Origin of the sequence: Candidatus Blastococcus massiliensis AP3, from assembly GCF_000582785.1 — a bacterium.
Lineage (GTDB): Bacteria > Actinomycetota > Actinomycetes > Mycobacteriales > Geodermatophilaceae > Blastococcus > Blastococcus massiliensis.
Genome location: NZ_HG931173.1, coordinates 1,108,520 through 1,128,067, shown reverse-complemented (window position 1 = coordinate 1,128,067; position 19,548 = coordinate 1,108,520). Strand labels below are relative to the sequence as shown.

At 73.7% G+C, this 19,548-nt stretch carries 21 protein-coding genes; 10 read left to right on the top strand and 11 right to left on the bottom strand.

Features of this window, described 5'->3' with window-relative positions; translation table 11 throughout:
* The first annotated feature begins 196 nt into the window (after positions 1-196).
* The gene (locus BN344_RS05570) at positions 197-679 is read left to right on the top strand and encodes a hypothetical protein (protein WP_040337295.1); all 483 of its coding nucleotides are present in this window, start codon (positions 197-199) and stop codon (positions 677-679) included.
* 74 nt (positions 680-753) lie between these two features.
* Complete coding sequence (locus tag BN344_RS05565) at positions 754-1,854, top strand: sigma-70 family RNA polymerase sigma factor (RefSeq protein ID WP_040337294.1); 1,101 nt, start codon at positions 754-756, stop codon at positions 1,852-1,854.
* 63 nt (positions 1,855-1,917) lie between these two features.
* On the opposite strand, the gene BN344_RS05560 is transcribed toward BN344_RS05565, so the two are convergent.
* Positions 1,918-2,796, bottom strand: coding sequence for a DUF559 domain-containing protein (locus tag BN344_RS05560; RefSeq protein ID WP_166518190.1), 879 nt, complete (start codon positions 2,794-2,796; stop codon positions 1,918-1,920).
* Positions 2,797-2,916: 120 nt separating this feature from the next.
* Positions 2,917-4,212 carry a YncE family protein gene (locus BN344_RS05555; RefSeq protein WP_040337292.1) on the bottom strand — a complete coding sequence of 432 codons (1,296 nt, stop codon included), beginning with the start codon at positions 4,210-4,212 and terminating at the stop codon, positions 2,917-2,919.
* Between the two features lie 254 nt (positions 4,213-4,466).
* Here BN344_RS05555 and BN344_RS05550 point away from each other — a divergent pair, with 254 nt between their 5' ends.
* Together BN344_RS05550 and BN344_RS05545 are read left to right on the top strand one after the other, a co-directional pair.
* Positions 4,467-4,811: a hypothetical protein gene (locus BN344_RS05550; protein ID WP_040337291.1), complete on the top strand. Its 345-nt coding sequence runs from the start codon at positions 4,467-4,469 to the stop codon at positions 4,809-4,811.
* The gene (locus BN344_RS05545; RefSeq protein ID WP_040337290.1) at positions 4,808-5,572 is read left to right on the top strand and encodes a hypothetical protein; all 765 of its coding nucleotides are present in this window, start codon (positions 4,808-4,810) and stop codon (positions 5,570-5,572) included. Before BN344_RS05550 ends, BN344_RS05545 begins: the two co-directional genes overlap by 4 nt.
* Positions 5,573-5,588: 16 nt before the next feature.
* Here the strand turns inward: BN344_RS05545 and BN344_RS05540 are convergent, their stop codons facing one another.
* The 4 genes from BN344_RS05540 to BN344_RS05525 form a co-directional block, all read right to left on the bottom strand.
* Positions 5,589-7,535, bottom strand: coding sequence for an NlpC/P60 family protein (locus BN344_RS05540; RefSeq protein ID WP_231486511.1), 1,947 nt, complete (start codon positions 7,533-7,535; stop codon positions 5,589-5,591).
* 246 nt (positions 7,536-7,781) lie between these two features.
* Positions 7,782-7,973 carry a hypothetical protein gene (locus BN344_RS05535; protein ID WP_040337289.1) on the bottom strand — a complete coding sequence of 64 codons (192 nt, stop codon included), beginning with the start codon at positions 7,971-7,973 and terminating at the stop codon, positions 7,782-7,784.
* 112 nt (positions 7,974-8,085) lie between these two features.
* Positions 8,086-9,375 carry a citrate synthase gene (locus BN344_RS05530; protein WP_040337288.1) on the bottom strand — a complete coding sequence of 430 codons (1,290 nt, stop codon included), beginning with the start codon at positions 9,373-9,375 and terminating at the stop codon, positions 8,086-8,088.
* A 54-nt stretch (positions 9,376-9,429) separates the two neighbouring features.
* Positions 9,430-10,833, bottom strand: a complete 1,404-nt coding sequence (locus tag BN344_RS05525) for a class II fumarate hydratase (RefSeq protein ID WP_040337287.1) — start codon at positions 10,831-10,833, stop codon at positions 9,430-9,432.
* 333 nt (positions 10,834-11,166) lie between these two features.
* Here BN344_RS05525 and BN344_RS05520 point away from each other — a divergent pair, with 333 nt between their 5' ends.
* The 3 genes from BN344_RS05520 to BN344_RS05510 are packed head-to-tail and all read left to right on the top strand — an operon-like array spanning position 11,167 to position 13,011.
* The gene (locus BN344_RS05520) at positions 11,167-11,655 is read left to right on the top strand and encodes a hypothetical protein (RefSeq protein WP_040337286.1); all 489 of its coding nucleotides are present in this window, start codon (positions 11,167-11,169) and stop codon (positions 11,653-11,655) included.
* 56 nt (positions 11,656-11,711) lie between these two features.
* A complete protein-coding gene (locus BN344_RS18920; RefSeq protein WP_051515573.1) occupies positions 11,712-12,347 on the top strand; it encodes a hypothetical protein in 636 nt (211 codons plus the stop codon).
* A 52-nt stretch (positions 12,348-12,399) separates the two neighbouring features.
* Positions 12,400-13,011: a DUF1707 SHOCT-like domain-containing protein gene (locus BN344_RS05510; RefSeq protein ID WP_051515572.1), complete on the top strand. Its 612-nt coding sequence runs from the start codon at positions 12,400-12,402 to the stop codon at positions 13,009-13,011.
* A 6-nt stretch (positions 13,012-13,017) separates the two neighbouring features.
* Here BN344_RS05510 and glpX read toward each other — a convergent pair whose 3' ends face one another.
* The gene (gene glpX, locus BN344_RS05505; RefSeq protein ID WP_040337285.1) at positions 13,018-14,070 is read right to left on the bottom strand and encodes a class II fructose-bisphosphatase; all 1,053 of its coding nucleotides are present in this window, start codon (positions 14,068-14,070) and stop codon (positions 13,018-13,020) included.
* Between the two features lie 182 nt (positions 14,071-14,252).
* Between glpX and BN344_RS05500 the strand changes: the two genes are divergently transcribed.
* Positions 14,253-14,879 carry a DUF4245 domain-containing protein gene (locus BN344_RS05500; RefSeq protein WP_040337284.1) on the top strand — a complete coding sequence of 209 codons (627 nt, stop codon included), beginning with the start codon at positions 14,253-14,255 and terminating at the stop codon, positions 14,877-14,879.
* 143 nt (positions 14,880-15,022) lie between these two features.
* Positions 15,023-15,307 (top strand): hypothetical protein, encoded by a 285-nt coding sequence (locus BN344_RS05495; protein WP_040337283.1) that lies wholly within the window; start codon positions 15,023-15,025, stop codon positions 15,305-15,307.
* Between the two features lie 4 nt (positions 15,308-15,311).
* Here the strand turns inward: BN344_RS05495 and BN344_RS05490 are convergent, their stop codons facing one another.
* From BN344_RS05490 to BN344_RS18915, 3 genes are all read right to left on the bottom strand, one after another.
* The gene (locus BN344_RS05490; RefSeq protein ID WP_040337282.1) at positions 15,312-15,524 is read right to left on the bottom strand and encodes an exodeoxyribonuclease VII small subunit; all 213 of its coding nucleotides are present in this window, start codon (positions 15,522-15,524) and stop codon (positions 15,312-15,314) included.
* Positions 15,525-15,600: 76 nt separating this feature from the next.
* On the bottom strand, positions 15,601-16,824 hold the full coding sequence (gene xseA / locus BN344_RS05485; protein WP_040337281.1) for an exodeoxyribonuclease VII large subunit: 1,224 nt from the start codon (positions 16,822-16,824) through the stop codon (positions 15,601-15,603).
* Between the two features lie 94 nt (positions 16,825-16,918).
* Entirely contained in the window at positions 16,919-17,917 is a 999-nt protein-coding gene (locus BN344_RS18915) for a lipid droplet-associated protein (RefSeq protein ID WP_051515571.1), read from the bottom strand.
* Between the two features lie 125 nt (positions 17,918-18,042).
* Here BN344_RS18915 and BN344_RS05475 point away from each other — a divergent pair, with 125 nt between their 5' ends.
* A complete protein-coding gene (locus BN344_RS05475) occupies positions 18,043-19,002 on the top strand; it encodes a 4-hydroxy-3-methylbut-2-enyl diphosphate reductase (protein ID WP_040337280.1) in 960 nt (319 codons plus the stop codon).
* 89 nt (positions 19,003-19,091) lie between these two features.
* Here BN344_RS05475 and BN344_RS05470 read toward each other — a convergent pair.
* On the bottom strand, positions 19,092-19,548 hold a 457-nt coding region (locus tag BN344_RS05470), incomplete at its 5' end, for a DUF6542 domain-containing protein (RefSeq protein ID WP_197022235.1).

The following is a 19,548-nucleotide window of genomic DNA, read 5'->3' as shown; positions in this document are numbered from 1 at the left end:
AACGACGACTCCGGGCGGGGCTTTTCGGCGGGTCCTGCCCGGATGTCCGGTCGGCGGGCTCCTTGAGGCAACGACACAGGCAACATCTGCCGAAGTGTCGGGCCAGAAGTGCGTATGACACGGCGAGTGTTGTCCCCTCGGTTGCCGAGGGGATAGGGCAGATTTCCCCTCAAGCAAGTGACAGGGGGCGATCAACATGCAACACAACGCAGTCAGCGCGCAGGCCGACGTCGAGCACGGCGTCGAGCAGGAGTCCGTGGTGGTCCACGTGCAGCTCCGGCCCCGCCGTGGCGCGACCCGCAAGTGCCTGTCCGCCCTCGCGTCGCTCGCCACCGAGCACGACGACGTCTCGTTCGCCGTCACCGGGCTGAGCAAGGACGATCGCGTCGTGCGGGTGACCGTGGGCGTCGACCTGGGGCCCCGTGCCGGCGTCGCGAAGTTCTCGCCGCAGGCCCAGGCCGCCTACGCGTTCGTCAGCGCCGTCTTCACGTCCCTGTACGACCACATGCCGGTGTACGTGGCCGAGCCGAGCCAGGCCGAGCGCGCCGCCGCGGCCGTCCTGCTGGAGCGGGCCGCCGCCGGTGCTGCACCCGCCGACGTGGTGGAGGCCCTGCCGGCCACCGCTGCGTCGGTCCCCGGCCCGCGGACCGCGGGCCCCGGCGAGCGCATCCCGGCCTGACGGCCGCCTCCCGAGCGTCTTCGCAGGCCTCCTTCCCCGTGGTCTGTTCTTCCTCGTAGTGCCCAGGAGTTCCGGTGTCCGAGATCCTCGCGTCCGCCCCGCCCACCCTCGATCCCAGGTCCCGCGTCCGTCAGCCGCTCGTCTTCGGGGGCATCCCCGAGGCCGAGGGCTGGGCGCTCGCCCCCATCACCGCCCGCGACCGCGTGCACTTCCGGCTCGACCGGGAGCTGCCGCTCGACGAGTTCCGCGCCGACCTGCCCGACGGCGTCACGGTCAGCTACGACCACGGTGACGGGCTCTACCGGGTGGACGGCGCACGCGGCACGGCGTCGGTGCTGGCCGACTGGGTGCGCGCGTGGTGTGCCCGGCACGGCTGCCAGACGGTCGGCCTCCGGGCGGAGACCGACGTCCGCCGCCGGGTGCCCAGGGACCTCCCGCCGGACTTCCTGGCCGACCTGTGCCGGCACTACGGCCCAGTCAGCCTGAAGCGGCTGCAGCGCAACATGAGCACGATCCGGCTGCACCTGCCCGACCCGGACGACCTGGGCCAGCAGGTGTACGAGTGGGTGCTCAAGGCGGTCAGCCAGTTCGACGAGACGAAGTCCGTCCCCTTCGGCGCCTTCCTCGCCACGCAGCTGTCCAAGTGGGTGCACGACCTGGGCCGCAACGCCCACGGGCGCACCGCCGCCGACACCGAGCACAAGCAGCAGAAGGCGATCGCGGCCTTCATCGCCGAGCACCAGCGCCGGCCCAGCGAGAAGGAGCTCGCCGCCTACATGGGGCAGAGCGTGGCCACCCTGCGGCGCAACTCGCAGACCGTCGCCACCCTGAACGGGCTGCGCAACCTGCAGTCCCTCGACGGCGGGCCGGACGCGACCGAGATCCTGCTGCCCGACTCGGGCGAGGCGCCCGACGAGATCATGGGCGAGGCGGAGCAGACCCTGCTCTCCCACGCCCTCACCGCAGCCTGCGCCCCGGACCCGAACGCGCGTCGCGACCAGCGGGCCGGTCAGCCCAACGTGCTCGGCTGGGCCACCTGGTACCTCACGACGTGGGGCGGGCAGACCAAGACGCAGCTCTCGGCGGACCTCAGCACCTCGGTGCGCAACATGAACGTCTACGCCGACCGGGTGGAGAAGGCGCTCAAGGCCCGCCTCGCCGAACTCGCCGACTGACCTCAGGGCGAGATCTGCACACTCGTCCGCATCAGGCCACTGATGGGTGCGAGTGTGCAGATTTCACCGCCGGAGGGCGCTGCGGATCTGGACGACGACGTCGTCCGGCCGACCGAGCACGTCCGCCGATGTGAACCGCAGGACGGTCCACCCCTCCGCGATCAGCAGGTTCTGGCGCCGGAGATCGTTGACGAAGACATCGCGCTCCCGGTGCACGTCGCCGTCGAACTCGACCAGGACCCGCCTGTCGGGCCAGGCCAGGTCGGCCCGGCCGAGGAAGCGCCCGCTCGCGCCCCGCACCTCGTGCTGCAGCACCGGACGCGGCAGCCCGGCTTCGTGCAGCAACCACCGGAGCACCGACTCCATCGCCGATTCGGCGCGCGGGTCGGCCACCGGTAGCACCGCCCGCGCTCGCGCGGACCCACGCCCGGTCGGACGGCGGGCCAGCTCCGTCTGCAGCTCGAGGATCGTGGACCCGCTCGACAGCAGCTGGTCGGTGACCGCGAGCAGCGCGGCGGGCAACAGGACCATCGCCAGGTCGCGCCACGTCCGGGCGGGCGTCGTCAGCGGGATGCCGTGCGACCTGGTGACGTCGTCGTCGGCGAGGACGCTGCGGTGGACGACCCGGTCCTGGCGACCACGGATGGCCGATCCCGTGCCGACGGTGACGTGGACGGGCTCCTCGAGCGGTCGCAGGGGGACGGCGAGGTGCCACAGCGCGGCCGCCGTCAGGTGGCTGACGACGGCTCCTGGCGGCGCGGTGAGCAGAACCGCAGCCACCCTCGCCCGGAGGTCACCGGCGAGGGCGCGCGGGAGGTAGGTGCCCCGCGAGAGCCGGACGACGTCGCGCGCTCGCAACTGCTTGTCGTTGATCCCGGCCGCCCGGGCCATACCCCGCGTCGTCGGCCCGGCCATGCGGGAGGGAACGCGTCGGCTCGGCACGCGAACAACCTTGGTGCAGAGCGTCGCCGTCGGTGAGCGCCGTCCACAGCCCCGTCGAGTTCTGCACATTCGTCCGCATCAGGCGCCTGATGGGGGCGAGTGTGCAGATCTCGGCGAGGGCTACTGCCAGGTGGTGAGGACGTCGGCGGCGACGACGCCGTCCCGGACGCGCTGCGGGTGGTCACCGACGTCGATGCGCCGGACCTCCTGCCCGGTGTCGTAGTCGATGACGACGACCTGGTCGGTGCCGCTCACCGAGACCCAGCACTCGTCCCTGAAGACGCCGTTCGTCGACCAGTAGGGCTTGTCACCCACCTCGACCAGCCGGTGCTGCTCGGTCTCCCGGTCGATGATCGCCGCGTACCCGTCCATCGTGCCGGCGGCGCACAGCGTGGTCCCCTCCGGGTTCATCGCCAGGCCGTGGTGCGCGGAGTCGAGCACGTACCGCTCCCGGGGCTCGGTTGTCCGCTTCGGCAGGTCGACGACGCGGGTCACCGCGCCGACCGCGGGCTCGCCGTCGTAGGTGGTCGAACCGTCGACGTCGGGCGCCTCGGTGTCGAACTCGATCCAGCCGTGGAAGAACGACACCTGGAGGTAGACGTACCGCTCGTCGGGCGCCAGCGCCATCGGCCGGACGGCGGACGCCATGCCCGGGTACCCGGCCTCCTCGAGCTCCTTGCCCATGTCCCAGCGGGACTCGATCGCCAGGTCCTCGGTCCGCACGATCTGGAAGTGCTGCTCGCCCTTCACCGTGTCGAACGCCTGCCGGAACACCGGCCGGTCGACCGGGGTGTACACGCGGCCGATGCTCGCGTGGAAGACCCGCGAGCCGTCCGCGGTGTAGTTGTTCTCGTGGGGGCTGTCGCCGCTCGCGAACTCGCCGGTCTTGGCGCCGGTCGCGAAGTCGAGCTCGTGCACCTTGTTGGCGGTCGAGTCGCTGACCAGCAGCCGCGTCCCGTCCGGGGAGACGCCCATGTGGTCGGAGCGGTAGCCCTCCATCGGGAAGCGCCAGACGATGTCGCCCGTGGCCAGGTCGAGGCCGACGACGTCGGCGAAACTGGGCCGGCTCACGGCCAGCATCCGGCCGTCGTGGCTGGTGAACATGTCGTCGGTGTACTGCGCGTTGCCCTCACCGATCGCGGCCTGGATGGCCAGGTAGAAGGCCAGCTTGTCCGGGCGGGCCAGGATCTCGGCCATGCGCTGGCGCCGGTCGGGCACGGTGTCGACGGTGGTGATCACCTCGTGGGTGTCCGCGTCCACGACCGTTGCCGTCCCGTCCCAGTTGTTGCCCACGAACATCACCGCGCGCGGGTCCGCGGACGGTTCGCCGGTCGCGGCGGCGGGGACGACCCCCGGTGCGGTCAGGACGGCGGCGAGCGTGACGGCGGTCAGCGCGGGACCGATGGCGCGGCGCATGGGGACCCCTCGGTTGTCGGCTACGCCATGGCAACGGCCGGACGGCGCCGGGGTTACGGCGGTCCGACGGCCCCGGCCGGCGCCGCGGCGACGACGAGGCGGCGACGACGTGGCAATTCGTGACCGTGGACGGGTCCATCCGGTCCGTGCGCTGCCGATATCCACCTCGTGACCCCCCGCTCCCCGCTCCGCCGCCGAACCGGCGCGATGGCAGGGGGAGCAGCAGCTCGACCGCACGGTGCGGGCGGTGACCGGTGACCGCGCTGCCCGCGGGCGGGCCCGGCGCCGAGGTCCTCGTCCCGCACTGGCTCGCGGCCGCCGAGCGCAGCCAGCTGGCCGCCGCGGTCCGCGCCGCCCTCGGTGATCCCGGCGTGCACCCCGTCGCGGTCATCCACCTGGAGGACGTGCTGACGGAGCTGCACGTCGCGGCTGCTCGCGACGCGGTCTGGCCGGCGTCGGCAGCCCGGGTGCGGCTGGCCACCGGCTGGGACGCCGACGTCCTGCCGGTCCGGCTCAGCGCCGCGGAGGTGTCGGCCGTCCTGTCGGTCGGCACGCTGCCCGACGGGCTCCGCGCCCGCCTGGGCGGGGACGGGGCATGACGCCGTTCGGTGTCGGGAGCTCGGGCGCGGGACTGCTGCAGCGCCTCCGTCCGGTGCGCATCGACGTCGCCGACCTGCTCGACGTGGCCGAGGCGGTGCTCCCGTCGCTGGGCGGGCCCGACCTGCGGGTGGACCTGGTCCGGCGGTCGTCGGCCGGTTCGGTCGTCGTCCTGGAGGAGCACGAGCGCACCTTGCGGATCGACCTGGCCGACCTCGCGGACGACATGACCCGGGCCGGCGTGGCGCCGTCGCAGGACGCCATGGCGGCCGCGCTCGGCGCCTGGGTCGACCGACGTCCCGTCACCGACGTGGCTGCTGCCGCGGGTGGCGTCGCCGTCCTGGACTGGAGCGACCCCCGGCATACCGCCGTCGGCTGGCGGGTCGTCGTCCGCCGTGGGGACCTGGCGCTGCCCTGGACCCCGAAGCCCGGCAGTCCCGCCGATCGGATGCGGCGCACGCGCTCGGCCGCGACGGGCCGGTCGCTGGAGGTGGACCTCGAGCTGCGCGTCGAGGGCCCCGTCGCGCTGTGGTCGCATCCCGCGGTGCCGGTGCTGGCCACCGCGGCGTTGGTGGCGCCGGAGCGGATGCTCTCCCGAGTCGCCGGGGCAGGACTGCCCGCCGACGACGTGCACGTGGTCGTCACCCCGCAGCGGCCGGTGGCCTGCGCGGGACGCGGCGTGGCCGCGCGGCTGGCGGGGGAGACCCCCGAGGCGAGCGTGACCCTGCCGTGGTCCCGCGTCGCCGACCTGCCCTGGCTGTAGCCGACCGGCTCCTGCCTCAGGAGATGTAGCCGAACTCCCAGTGCCAGGGTTCCGGCTTCTCGCCCCCCGGAGCCGCCCACGCGGGCTGGACGAACCCGAACCGGCCGGCGTTGGCGGTCATCCACGTCCACTGGGGGGAGCCGGCGACGTGGATGCCGCCGCACAGGTCGACGGCCAGCGCCCACCCGTGGTTGGAGGTGCCGGGCACGGCGGCGAGCGCCGGCTTCAGGAAGAACGCCGTCCGCTGGCCGCCCAGCGACCGGTAGGAGTCGGTGATGCACAGGTCGGTTCCGAACGCCGCCCGGTAGGCGGTGGCCATCGCGAGGTACCCCGCCGCGGCGTCGCACCGCAGCGCGTGGCGGTACACGCCGAGCTGGCACAGCGCCTCGGTGGGGATCTTGCCGTTGTCCCACCCACCCCAGCGCGGGCTGTTCACGCCGGGGGTCGGCAGCTCGGCACCGCAGGGGCCGGTCGGGCCGGTGCCGGGCATCGGGGCGTTGGGCCCGCCGGTCACCTGCACGGGCACGCGGACGGCGGTGGAGCCGGCGGCGATGGATCGCACGCCCACCTGGTAGGTGCCGGCCGACGCGCCGAGGACGTCGCCGTCGCCCAGGTAGAGGCCGACGTCCTGACCGCCGGGGGAGAAGACGAGGTCCCCGATCTGCAGGCTGTCGAGCGGCACGGCGGCGCCGGCGGCCCACTGCTCCTGCGGCGTGGCGGGGAGGGCGTAGCCCGCCAGCAGCCACGAGGCCGCGGTGAAGCCGCCGCAGTCGTAGGTCTCCGGTCCGGCGGTGCCGGCGACGAAGGGCTTGCCCAGCTGGGAGAGCGCGTTGCTGACCGCGGCGACGGTCTCCGACGGGAGAACGGTCACCGGGCTGCTGCCGATCACGGCCCACGCCACGCCGGGGACGGCTTGGCCGGCGGCGTCCAGCGCGGGGGAGAGCCCGCTGGGCATGGCAGCGGGGTCGGCGATCTTGGCCGCGGCGGGGAGCTCGATGCCCGCGCCGCCGAGCTGTGCCAGGTAGCCCTGCCAGCGGGCGACCGCCCGCTCGTTGCGCTCCTGCTGCTCACCCGCGGCCGGGATGGCCCCCAGCGCGGCCAGCCGGGAGGTGACCTCGGGGCTCAGCTCGTCGACCTGGTCCCGCATCGCGGACAGTGCCGAGTCCAGCTCGGCGTCGGCGGCCTGCACGGCTGCCTCGGCGGCGGCGACCTGCGCCGCCGCGGCGGCGAGGGCGGCGCTGGTGCGCTCGGCCCGGACGACCGCACCGTCGAGGGCTCGGTCGGCGTGCTCGGTGACCGCCTGGTGGAACAGGACGTCGGCGGTGCCCGAGGGATCCGCGGAGTCGAGGGCCAGGAGGGGGTGACGGGCGGTGGGCGTGGCCCGGTACAGGGCGGCGGCGCCCGCGCCGACGACGCGCCGGTCGGCCGCGACCTGGTCCTGAGCGGCCTGCTCGGCGGCGCGGGCCTCCTCCAGCTGGCTGCGGCGGTGCGCGGCCTGCTCTTCGAGGACCCGGTAGCCGTCGGCGGCCTCGAGCAGCGAGCTGCGCGCGCTCAGCGCCAGGGCGGTCACGTCGAGCGGTCCACCCGACGGCGTGGTGGCGCCGGGCAGCACCACGGTGACGACGGCGGGGATGAGCAGGGTGCTCAGCGCCACGACGCCCAGCCGGCTGGACCAGCGGGAGCCGGTGCGCTCCGCCGGGGTCCCGGCCCGGGCCGCGCGACGGGCGGCCGGACGCGTGCGGGTGGGGCGCTTGGCCGCGGAACGCTTGCCTGCGGTGCCCTTGCCTGCGGGGCGCTTGGCTGCCGGGCGCTTCGTCCCGGCCTTGGTGGCCATCGCGGCGCGTGCCGCGGCGAGCTGTTCCGGGGTGAGGTCCGGCCGGGCCTCGGCGAGCCGGCGCAGGGCCGTGGCCTCGCGGAGTGCCATGGCCTCGCGGAGCGCCTGGGCCTCGCGAGCGCTGAGCACCGGTCGGGGCGCAGGGCGGCCGGAGGAGGCGCTGCGGCGGACGGGCGTGCGTGGTGCGGGCACTGCGGCGTCCCCCGGCGGTCTCGTCGTGTCGATGGCCGGCCCGGCTGCTGGTGCAGTCGGGCTCTGGACCTCGTATCGACGTGCCGGGAGGGGCGCCTGAGGGAGGGGTGAGGGGATCTCACCCTTGCGGGTGAGAGTGAAGCTCGGGTGGCGCCCATAAGGATGAGCGCGGGGGAGGAGCGGTTACGGCGCCCACCAGGCGCCGTGCCGGTGCACGAGGGGGATGCGGAGCTCGCTGCCGTCCTCGGTGGAGATCACGACCTCGACCGTGGTGATGCGCACGGGCGGTCCGTCGCCCTCCGGCTCCAGCATGTTGCCGCTCGCGAGGGGGATGGGCGGCACGACGAGGACGTCGTCGCCGGGCGGCTCGGCCATGGGCGGACCTCCAAGGGGGCGACTCCTCCGCGGGTGCGGGGCGCACTCACCGTAGGGGTCGGCGCTCCGCACCCGGACCGGGCCGTTCACCGGGCCGGGGAGAGGTCCTTCGTCAGCGCTGGTCGAGGGGGACGAAGTTCCGCTCGGTCTCGCCGATGTAGAGCTGGCGGGGCCGGCCGATCTTCGTGCTGGGGTCCTCGATCATCTCGCGCCACTGGGCGATCCAGCCGGGCAGCCGCCCGAGGGCGAACAGCACGGTGAACATGCGGGTCGGGAAGCCCATGGCCCGGTAGATCAGCCCGGTGTAGAAGTCGACGTTCGGATAGAGCTTGCGCTCGACGAAGTAGTCGTCCTTCAGCGCGATGTCCTCGAGCTGGCGGGCGAGGTCGAGGAGCTCGTTGTTCCCGCCGAGCTTGTCCAGCACCGTGTCGGCGGTGGACTTCACGATCGCCGCCCGGGGGTCGTAGTTCTTGTAGACCCGGTGGCCGAAGCCCATGAGCTTGACGCCGGGCTCCTTGTTCTTCACCCGCTCGACGAACCGCGGGATGTCGCCGCCGTCGGCCTGGATCGCCTCGAGCATCTCGAGCACCGACTGGTTGGCACCGCCGTGCAGCGGACCGAACAGCGCGTTGATGCCCGCCGAGACGGAGGCGAAGAGGTTGGCGTGCGACGAGCCGACCAGCCGGACGGTCGACGTCGAGCAGTTCTGCTCGTGGTCGGCGTGCAGAACGAAGAGCATGTCCAGCGCCTTCACCAGCTCCGGGTCGGCGTCGTACGGCTCGGCCGGGAAGCCGAAGGTCATGCGCAGGAAGTTCTCGACCAGACCCAGGGAGTTGTCCGGGTAGAGGAACGGCTGGCCGACGGACTTCTTGTAGGCGTAGGCCGCGATGGTCGGCAGCTTGGCCAGCAGGCGCAGCGTGGACATCTCGACCTGCTCGTCGTCGAACGGGTCGAGCGAGTCCTGGTAGAAGGTCGACAGGGCGCTCACCGCCGACGACAGCACCGGCATCGGGTGCGCGTCGAGCGGGAAGCCCTTGAAGAACTGCTTGAGGTCCTCGTGCAGCAGGGTGTGCCGTCGGAGCCGCTGGTCGAACTCCTGCAGCTGGTCAGCGTTCGGCAGCTCGCCGTAGATCAGCAGGTAGCTGACCTCGACGAAGCTGGCCTTGCCGGCGAGCTGGTCGATGGGGTAGCCGCGGTAGCGCAGGATCCCGGCGTCGCCGTCGATGTAGGTGATCGCCGAGGTGCACGCGGCCGTGTTCACGAAGCCGATGTCCAGCGCCACCTGGCCGGTCGTCGCGAGCAGCTTGCTCGTGTCGAGGCCGTCGGCGCCCTCCGTCGCGTGCTTGACGGGAAGGGGCAGTTCTCCACCGGGGTAGCGCAGGGCTACATCTGTCTCGCTCATCGCCCTGACGCTAACCCCCCGAGCCCGAAAGTGCGGCTCGACCCGTGGCCTTCCTCAGGGGTGGGTCATGGAGAGGACGTCGAGTGCCTCGTCGAGCTGCTGCTCGGTGAGCTTGCCCTGCTCGACGTAGCCGCGCTCGAGCACCACCTGGCGGATGGTCTTCTGCTCCTTGAGCGACTGCTTGGCCACGATCGCGGCTTCCTCGTACCCGATGTACTTGTTCAGCGGCGTCACGATCGACGGCGAGGACTCGGCGTACTCGCGGCACTGCTCGACGTTGGCCACGATCCCGTCGACGCACCGGTCGGCGAGGATCCGGCTGACGTTGGCCAGCAGGCGGATCGACTCGAGCACGTTGCGCGCCATGAGCGGCAGCGTCACGTTGAGCTCGAAGACGCCGGTGGTGCCGGCGTAGGTGACGGCGGCGTCGTTGCCGATGACCTGGGCGCCCACCTGGATGACCGCCTCGGGGATCACCGGGTTCACCTTGCCGGGCATGATCGAGCTCCCCGGCTGCAGGTCGGGCAGCTGGATCTCTCCCAGGCCGGTGCGCGGGCCCGAGCCCATCCAGCGCAGGTCGTTGACGATCTTGATGAGGCCGACGGCGATCGTCTTCAGCTGACCCGAGGCCTCGACCAGCCCGTCGCGGGAGCTCTGCGCCTCGAAGTGGTCGCGGGCCTCGGTGAGGGGAAGGTCGAGCTCGCCCGACAGGCGCTCGATGATGGCGGCGGCGAACCCCGGCGGGGTGTTGATGCCGGTGCCCACCGCGGTGCCACCGAGCGGCAGCTCGGCGATGCGGGGGAGGGAGGCCTGGAGCCGCTCCACGCCGTAGCGGACCGCCGCGGCGTAGCCGCCGAACTCCTGGCCCAGGGTCACCGGGGTGGCGTCCATCAGGTGGGTGCGGCCGCTCTTCACGACGGTGGCGAACTCGTCGGACTTGCGCGCCAGGGACAGCTCCAGGTGGCGCAGCGCCGGGATCAGGTCCCGCACGATCGCGCTGGTGGCGGCCACGTGGATCGCCGACGGGAAGACGTCGTTGGACGACTGCGAGGCGTTCACGTGGTCGTTCGGGTGCACCGGCGAGCCGAGGGACTCGGTGGCCAGGGTGGCGATGACCTCGTTGGTGTTCATGTTGCTCGACGTCCCGGAGCCCGTCTGGAACACGTCGATCGGGAAGTGCTCGTCGAACTCACCGGTCGCCACCCGGGCCGCCGCCTCGGTGACGGCGTCGGCGATCGACCGGTCGAGGACGCCCAGGTCGGCGTTCACGGTCGCGGCCGCGCCCTTGATGGCGGCCAGGGCGCCGATGAGCTCGCGCTCGATCGGGGTGCCGGAGATCGGGAAGTTCTCGACGGCGCGCTGGGTCTGGGCCCGCCACTTGGCCCAGGCGGGGACGCGGACCTCCCCCATGGAGTCGTGCTCGATGCGGTAGTCGGTGCCGTCCTGCTGGGTGGCCACGCTGTGCTCCCGGATGTGTGGAGAGGATCGGTGCTCGCCACGGACCCTAGATCCCGGCCGCTCGAGGTGTCGTTCCCGGTGGGTGTGGTTGGGTCGCGGAACCGCCGAGAAGGGGACCGGGGCGACCGCCGTGGTCCGTCCCCCGTGTCCGAGGAGGGCTCCATGTCCCAGCCGCCGCACCCGTCCCCCGCCGGCTCCGGCGATCAGTGGCCGCCCCCCTCGTCCCCTCCGCCCACGACGGCGTGGCCGCAGGACGGCGGGTGGGAGGTCAGGACGCCGACGTGGCAGCCGTCCCCGTCCCCGTCCGCGCAGCCCGGCCCGCCCGGTCAGCCCGTGCCGGCCGCCACGGCCCGGCCCGGCCGGTCGACGCTGTTCCTGATCGGGCTGGCAGCGCTCCTCGGCACCCTGGTCGGTGCCGTCGGGGCGGCGTTCTTCGTCGCGAACGTCGTCGTCGACGGGGCGGAGATCGGCTCGGACATCGCCGACGAGCTGCAGGCCGCCGTCCGGGACGGCGTGATCGAGGGCAACGACGAGGTGCTCGAGCGGACGATGGAGGAGTTCGGCGGCGTGTTCGAGGGCATGCCCGGCATGCCGGGCATGCCGGGTGAGGACGTCGACGAGTTCCCGCCGGTGCCGCCGGAGGCGCTGGGCCCCGACCCGGTGCTGGACGAGTACGCGCAGCAGTGCTTCGAAGGCGAACTGCAGGCCTGCGACGACCTGCTCTACGAGTCGCCGCCGATGTCTGACTACGAGGAGTACGCGAGCACCTGCGGCGGCAGGGTCAAGCCGTACACCGTGTTCGCGTGCACAGAGCTGGAGTGACCGGGAGGCGCTGGATCTAGCATCCGGGAGACTGGAACCCGTCCCGAGGAGCCCCGATGTCGCAGCCGCCGTACCCGCCGCCGGGTGGTTCCGACGCGGGCGGTGACCAGCCGCAGGTCGCGTACCCGGGGCAGGGATACCCGGGGCAGGGATTCCCGGGGCAGGGATTCCCGGGGCAGGCGTACGAGGGTCCGCCCCCGTCCGGATACGTGCCGTACCAGGGCGGGCCGCAGTACGGGCAGTACGGGCAGTACGGCCAGCAGGTGTACGGGCAGCAGGCGTACCCCGGCCAGTACGGCGTGCCGGTCCCGCCGTGGGGCCAGGGTGGCGGGGGGCCCTCGCCGGGGAGCGGCCGGGGGACCGTCGTCGCCCTCGCGGTGGGGGCCGCGGTGGTCATCGCGGCACTCGCGGTGGCGCTGGTCATCGGGCTCCGGAGCGACGACGGCGGGACCGGCAGCGGCTCCTCGCTGCCCGAGGCGACCTCGGAGCCCGACGGGCTCGGCAACGACCCGGAACTCGACAGCTTCGCCTGGGACTGCCACGACGGCGACATGCAGGCCTGCGACGACCTGTTCCAGTTCTCGCCGGAGGGGGCGGCGTACGAGCTCTACGGCGGCACCTGCGCCGGCCGGCAGTCGAACTCCCTCGCCCACGAGGAGTACTGCGTCGACGCCTTTCCGCCCTCCAGCTGAGCGCGGGTCGGGCCGGACCGCGCCGGGGGGCTCTCGGCTACGGTCGGGAGCCGTGTCCGACGACTCCCGAGACCCGGCCGTCCGCGCGTCCGATGCCGACCGCGAGGCGCTGGTCGCGCGCCTGCAGAAGGCGCTGGGCGAGGGTCGTCTGGACCTCGACGAGTTCGGACAGCGCGCCGGCGCGGCCTATGCGGCCGTCACCACCGCGGAACTGGCCGCACTCGTGGCCGACCTGCCCACGGACTCGCCGGTGGAGATCGTCGGCACCCGGGCGCCCGAGGTGCAGACCAGCGTCTTCGGCGACATCAAGCTCGCCGGTCCCACCGTTCCCCTGCGGGTCTCCACGGTCTTCGGCGACGTGCGGATGGACCTGCGCGGACTGCGCACCGACGTCGACCGCCTCGACCTGTACCTGACCACCGTCTTCGGCGACGTCGACGTCGTCGTCGCCGAGGGCGTGGACGCCCAGATCCAGGGCCGCACGGTCTTCGGCGACCGCAAGGTCGACCTGGCGGCCGTGCCCCGGCTCGCCGGCACCCCGCGCGTCGTCGTCCACGCGCGCACCGTGTTCGGCGACCTCAAGCTGCGCAGCCTCGCCCCCGGCGAGTCGGCCAGCCGCTGGCGCCAGGTCATGGACCGGCTCGCCAGGGGCGGCCAGGGCTGACCGGGCTCAGCCCTCCCGGTCGAAGGGGACGGCGGAGTAGGCGCGCAGCTTCTCCAGCGAGTGCAGGCTCTCGATCGACCGGATCGTGCCCGACTTGGAGCGCATGACCAGGGACTGGGTCGTGCAGCCGCCCGAGCGATACTGCACCCCGCGCAGCAGTTCGCCGTCGGTGATGCCGGTGGCCACGAAGAAGACGTCACCGCGCACCAGGTCGTCGATGTGCAGCACGCGGTCGAGGTCGTGGCCGGCGTCGAGAGCCTTCTGCCGCTCCTCGTCGTCCTTGGGCCAGAGGCGACCCTGGAACGAGCCGCCCATGCACTTCAGCGCGCAGGCCGCGATGATCCCCTCGGGCGTGCCACCGATGCCGAGGATCAGGTCCACGCCGGTGCCCTCGCGGGCCGCGGCGATCGCGCTGGCGACGTCGCCGTCGGTGATGAACTTGATGCGCGCGCCGGCCTCGCGGACCTCCTGGACCAGCTGCGCGTGGCGCGGCCGGTCGAGGATGCAGACGGTGACGTCGCCGACCGAGCTCTTCTTGGCCTTGGCCACGCGCCGGATGTTCTCCGCGACCGGCACGGTGATGTCGACGACGTCGGCCGCGGCCGGGCCGGTGGCCAGCTTCTCCATGTAGAAGACCGCCGAGGGGTCGTACATCGCGCCGCGGTCGGCCACGGCCATGACGGCGATCGCGTTCGGCATGCCCTTGGCCATCAGCGTGGTGCCGTCGATGGGGTCGACGGCGACGTCGCACTCCGGACCCTGGCCGTCACCCACCTGCTCGCCGTTGTAGAGCATCGGGGCCTCGTCCTTCTCGCCCTCGCCGATGACGACGACGCCCCGCATGCTCACCGTGCCGATGAGGGCGCGCATCGCGTCGACCGCGGCGCCGTCCCCGCCGTTCTTGTCACCCCGCCCGACCCAGCGGCCGGCGGCCATGGCGGCCGCCTCGGTGACGCGCACCAGCTCGAGGGCGAGGTTCCGGTCGGGGGCGGGGCGGTCGGTGGAGAACCCCGTGCCGTCGCGGGTGATGGCGGGTCCTTCGGGAACGGGCAGCGACACGGGACCTCCTGGATCAGCAGACCCCGTCCTCCTCCCCCCGGCGAGCTCGGGGCAGGACGCAGGACGGGGCCGTCGGCGGTGGACGGCCCGGCGACCGGCCGCTCCCGGAGATCCGGGCCCGGTCGGTGGCCGCGCCGGCGCCGGGCGGCGGCGGGGAAGAGCTCTCCTGCGATCCTAGGGGCATGACCGGAATCGGCCCGACGAGCCAGCGTCCTGCGCACCCCGACGACGCAGCGGTGCCCACGGCGGAGGCGCCCCCGGCGTCGTCCGCGGTGGAACGGGCGAACCGGCTGAGCGCCGCCAACATGATCCGCTCGCTGCTGCCCCTGGTGGTCATCTGCCTGCTGCTCGTGGCCTGGCAGGCGTTCCGCACCAGCGGGCAGGACCCGGTGCGGGAGGTCGACCCCTCCAGCACCGTGCGCCTGGCCGCCGAGCGCGCGGACTACGCGGTCCCGGCGCCGGCGGACCTCCCGGAGGGTTACCGGCCGACCAGCGCCCGCACCGACGCCGGCACCGCCGCGGACGGTGGCCCGGTGACGCTGGAGATCGGCTATCTCACGCCGTCGGGAGAGTTCGCCGGGTTCGCCGTGAGCGACGACCCCGGCGCGCAGCCGGTACGAGCCGTGCTGGAGAGCGCCCTCGAGGAGGGCATGGTCGAGGTCGGGGGGCAGCAGTGGACCCGCTCGACGACCGGCCGCAGCGAGACCGTGCTCAGCCGGGAGGCCGACGGCGTCGTCGTCGTCGTGAGCGGCTCGGCCTCCGACGACGAGCTGCGGGCGGTGGCGGGCGCGGTCCGGCCGGTCGACTGACCCGGCCGCTGTTTGCGATCGTGTGACGGGTGTCGGGCGACCCTCCGACGGGCGGGGTTTCGGCGTGCCGCCGCGGGGCCGGCCGCCCCAGGATGGGGTCCCGCCCGGCACCACCGCGGCAGCCGGCCGGACGAGGAGCCGACATGCTCGACGACGACGTCTGCGCGCACGGTGACCACCTGGCGCCGAGCTCGGGCGGGAGCTGCCCCTGCGGGATGGTCACCCGGGTGCCGGTGAGGCGGCCGGCCGAGGGGCACCCGGCGGTGCTGGACCTGGTCGCCCGCTGCCTCGTCGAGCCGGGCGGCGTCCCCGACCTGTCGGACCTGCGCCGCAGGGCCGGTCGCGTCCTCGGCGCCCTCGCCGAGGCAGGCCTGGTGGTCGGGCCGCGGCCGCTGGCCGCACCCGCACTGGGGCAGCGGTCGGCCTGAGCGGTCAGTCCTCGTCGTCGGCGGGCGCGGCGGCGGCGAGGCGCTCACGGGCGCGGTCCAGCCAGTGCTGGCAGAGCTTCGCCAGCTCCTCGCCGCGCTCCCACAGGGCCAGCGACTCCTCCAGGGTGAGCCCGCCGGCCTCCAGTCGCCGCACGACGTCGGCGAGCTCCTCGCGGGCCTGCTCGTAGGTGGTCGTCGGCTCCTCGGCGCTGCTCACAACGTCTCCAGTTCGCTCCCGCGGAACGCTCCGCTCCTCGTTCGTTCCTCGCTGCGATGCGCACGTTCCTGTCCGCTCACGGTTCCCCATCCTCCCGGTCGACCCGTACGGGCAGACGCCCCCCACTCACGCGGACCCGCAGGCGCTCGCCGTCGGCCACCGCGGCCGGGTCGCGGACCAGGGCGCCGTCGGCCCGCTGCACCACCGCGTAGCCGCGCTCGAGGGTGGCTGCGGGGGAGAGCGCGGCCACCCGTGCGCGCGCGTGCTCGAGGTCCCGCTCGGCGCCCTCCACCCGGTGCACGACGGTGCGCCGGGCCCGGGTGCGCAGCTGCGCGACGTCGTCGGCCCGGCCGTGCAGCAGCCGGTCGGGGGAGGCGAGGACCGGCCGGGTGCGCACCGACTCCAGCCAGCGTTCCTGCTGCTCGAGCCGGGCGCTCAGCAGGTGCCGGGCGCGGGCGCGCAGGCCGTCGACCAGCCGCCGCTGCTCGCCGATCTCGGGCACGATCCGGTGCGCGGCGTCGGTGGGGGTGGCGGCGCGCACGTCGGCGACGTGGTCGACGAGCGTCGTGTCGGTCTCGTGGCCGACCGCGGTCACCACGGGGGTGCGGCAGGCGGCGATGGCGCGCACCAGGCCCTCGTCGGAGAAGGGGAGCAGGTCCTCGACCGAGCCCCCGCCCCGGGCGACGACGATGACCTCCACGGACGGGTCGGCGTCCAGTCGATGCAGCCCCTCGATGACGTTGGCCGCGGCCTGCGGCCCCTGCACGGCGCAGTTGTGCATGGCGAAGCGGACGGCGGGCCAGCGCCGCCGGGCGGTGACAAGCACGTCGCGCTCGGCCGCGCTGTCCCGGCCGGTGATGACGCCGACGACGGCAGGCGCGAAGGGGAGCGGGCGCTTGCGGGCGGCGTCGAACAGGCCCTCGGCCGCCAGGAGACGGCGGATCCGTTCGATGCGGGCGAGCAGTTCCCCGAGACCGACGGCCCGGATCTCGGTGGCGCGCAGGGAGAAGGAGCCGCGGGCGACGTAGTAGTCGGGCCTGGCCCGCACGATCACCCGCGCGCCCTCGGTGAGCTCGAGGCCCGGGCGGTCGGCGACCTCCCGGTGACAGGTGACCGGCACGGAGAGGTCGGCGGCCGGGTCACGCAGGGTCAGGAAGACCGTGGCCGCGTTGCCCCGCCGGGACAGCTGGGCGACCTGCCCCTCGACCCAGACCTCGCCGAGTCGACCGATCCAGTCGGCGATCTTGCGCGAGACCGTACGGACCGGCCAGGGAGCCTCGGGAGACGACGGCGCGGTCATGCCGACAGCCTGCCGGATGCTGGTGACACCTCAGCCGGCCCCGTCCTGGGGCCCGCCCTGAGCTTGCGAAGGGTGGGGCGGACGGGGTCCTTCTTCAGGCGCCGCGGGGAGCGAGCGGGCTGCTCTCGACCGCCTGCTCCTCGAGCTTCTCCAGCCGGTTGCGCAGCATCCGGAGGTAGGGCTCCCGGGCGCGGGTGGCCTCCTCGTAGGCGACCAGGTCGCCGACGGTGGCCAGCGCGTAGCCGCGGAGGCGACCGCGGAGCTGGGCGATGGAGAAGCTGTCGTAGCCGTCGACGGGGGCCTCGGCCGGCGCCGACGTGCCGGACGACTCGCCTGCGTCGCTGTCGCCCTCCACGGCCGCACCGGAGGCGATGGCCGGCTCCTCGTCGGCGGTCACTCCCGTGGCGGCGGCGATGGGCGCATCCCCTCGCGCCACGTCGATCGCGGGGCCGGCGCCGGCGTCCTCGGTCACGTCGCCCGTGACGGGCGTGGCGACGCCCTCGTCGGTGACCGTGGCCTCGACGGTGGTCACGTCGTCGCCCTCGGGGGTCAGGACGTCGACGGTGCTGGGGGTGGCGTCGGCCTCGGGGTCGGCCGCACCGGCCACCGGCAGCTCGATGGCGGGGGCGTCGGCGTCCCCGGTGACCACCCGGGCGGTCTCTTCCAGCGTGGGGGCAGCCTCGATGGCCTCGTCGAGGGCGAGTTCCTCGAGGATCTCGTCGGTGGCCGGGGCCTCCTCGGCGAGGGTGTCGACCGTCTCCTGTGCGCCCACCCGGTCGGGGACCTCGTCGGGGACGACGTCGGCGCGGTCGAACGCGGAGCCGCGGAAGCCGGTGACGGGTGCGGCGTCGCCGTCGTCGTCGAAGGTGGCCAGACCCGGCTCGGCCTCCCCGCGGATCCCGGTGAACAGCTCGTCGCCGCGGGCGACCAGCCCGGCGTACTGCTGCTGCACCTTCATCGCGTGCTGCATCGCCATGCCGACCAGGCGCACCGGCAGGCCGGGGATGGTCTCGGGCAGCTTGCGGGCTTCGTCGACGACGGTCGCAGCCAGGCCGGCAGCGGCGCGGACAACCTCAGGGATCTCACGGGCCATGGGCACACCTTGCCCCAGGAATCCGCGTGCGACACCCCCGCCGGCGTCGATGCACCTGCTCGAATGGTGTTCCTGGCCACGTTCGCCGGGCCCGGCCCGCGCCCGCACCCACGTACGCTGGGTGCATGGCAGATCAGCGCGGACGTGTCCTGCTCGCCGACCCCCGGGGCTACTGCGCCGGCGTGGACCGGGCAGTCATCGCGGTCGAGCGCGCCCTGGAGATCCACGGCGCCCCGGTGTACGTGCGCAAGCAGATCGTCCACAACAAGCACGTGGTGGCGACGCTCGAGCGCCGCGGGGCGATCTTCGTGGAGGAGACCGACGAGGTGCCCGAGGGCTCGATCGTCGTCTTCAGCGCCCACGGGGTGTCGCCGGCGGTGCACCAGGAGGCGGCCGACCGGCAGCTGAAGACCATCGACGCGACCTGCCCGCTCGTGACGAAGGTGCACCAGGAGGCCAAGCGCTTCGCGCGGGACGACTTCGACATCCTGCTGATCGGCCACCGCGGGCACGAGGAGGTCGAGGGCACCGCCGGTGAGGCGCCGTCGCACATCCAGCTCGTCGACGGCGCCGAGGACGTCGCGAACGTCCAGGTGCGCGACCCGGAGAAGGTCGTGTGGCTGTCGCAGACCACCCTCTCGGTGGACGAGACGCTGGCGACGGTCGACCAGCTGAAGAACCGGTTCCCCGGGCTGCAGTCCCCGCCCAGCGACGACATCTGCTACGCCACGCAGAACCGCCAGCAGGCGGTGAAGCAGATGGCCGCCGAGTGCGACCTCGTCCTCGTCGTGGGGTCGACCAACTCCTCGAACTCGGTGCGCCTGGTGGAGGTGGCCCTGGAGGCCGGCTCCCGCGCCTCCTACCTGGTCGACTACGCCGCCGAGATCGACGAGGCCTGGCTCGACGGCGTCGCCACCGTGGGCGTGACCAGCGGTGCCTCGGTGCCGGAGATCCTGGTCAGCGAGGTGCTGGACTGGCTCGCCGCACGCGGTTTCGCCGACGTCGAGACGGTCAAGGCCGCGGAGGAGCGACTGGTGTTCGCGCTCCCGCACGAGCTCCGCAAGCCCCGCGCCGCCACCGACTGACCTGCGGCGGCCTCACGTCCGCCCGAAACGCCCCGCGCCCCGTCCCGGCAGTGCCGGAGCGGGGCGCGGTGCGTTCGGTGCGGAAGGCCTCAGCGGCGGGCGACGAGGCGGCCCAGCGCGAGGACGACGGCGACGCCGGTGGCCATGGCCATGGTCGGGAAGCCGCGGATGAGCAGGGTGGCGACCGTCGGGGCGTTGAAGGTCGCCGAGGGCGCCAGGCCGATGTTCAGCGCCGCGACGGCGATGAAGACCAGCGGCGGTGCCACGACGACCGAGAGCAGATCGCGCCGGCGGACGGCCAGCGTGGCGATCGTCGCCGAGCCCAGGAGCGCGCCCAGCGTGATCACGCCCAGGCCGATGCCCACGAACGAGTCGATGCCGGCACCGGCCAGCGTGACGAGGAAGACCCCGAGGACCGCGACGGCTCCGCGGACCCGACCACCACCGTGCTCGGTGTCCACCGCGGAGCGGCCGTGCGCCGCGGCGCTGCGGGCGTCGACGGGACGCGCGGCCGGCCGGGCCGACGGCGGACGGGCGGCGGGACCC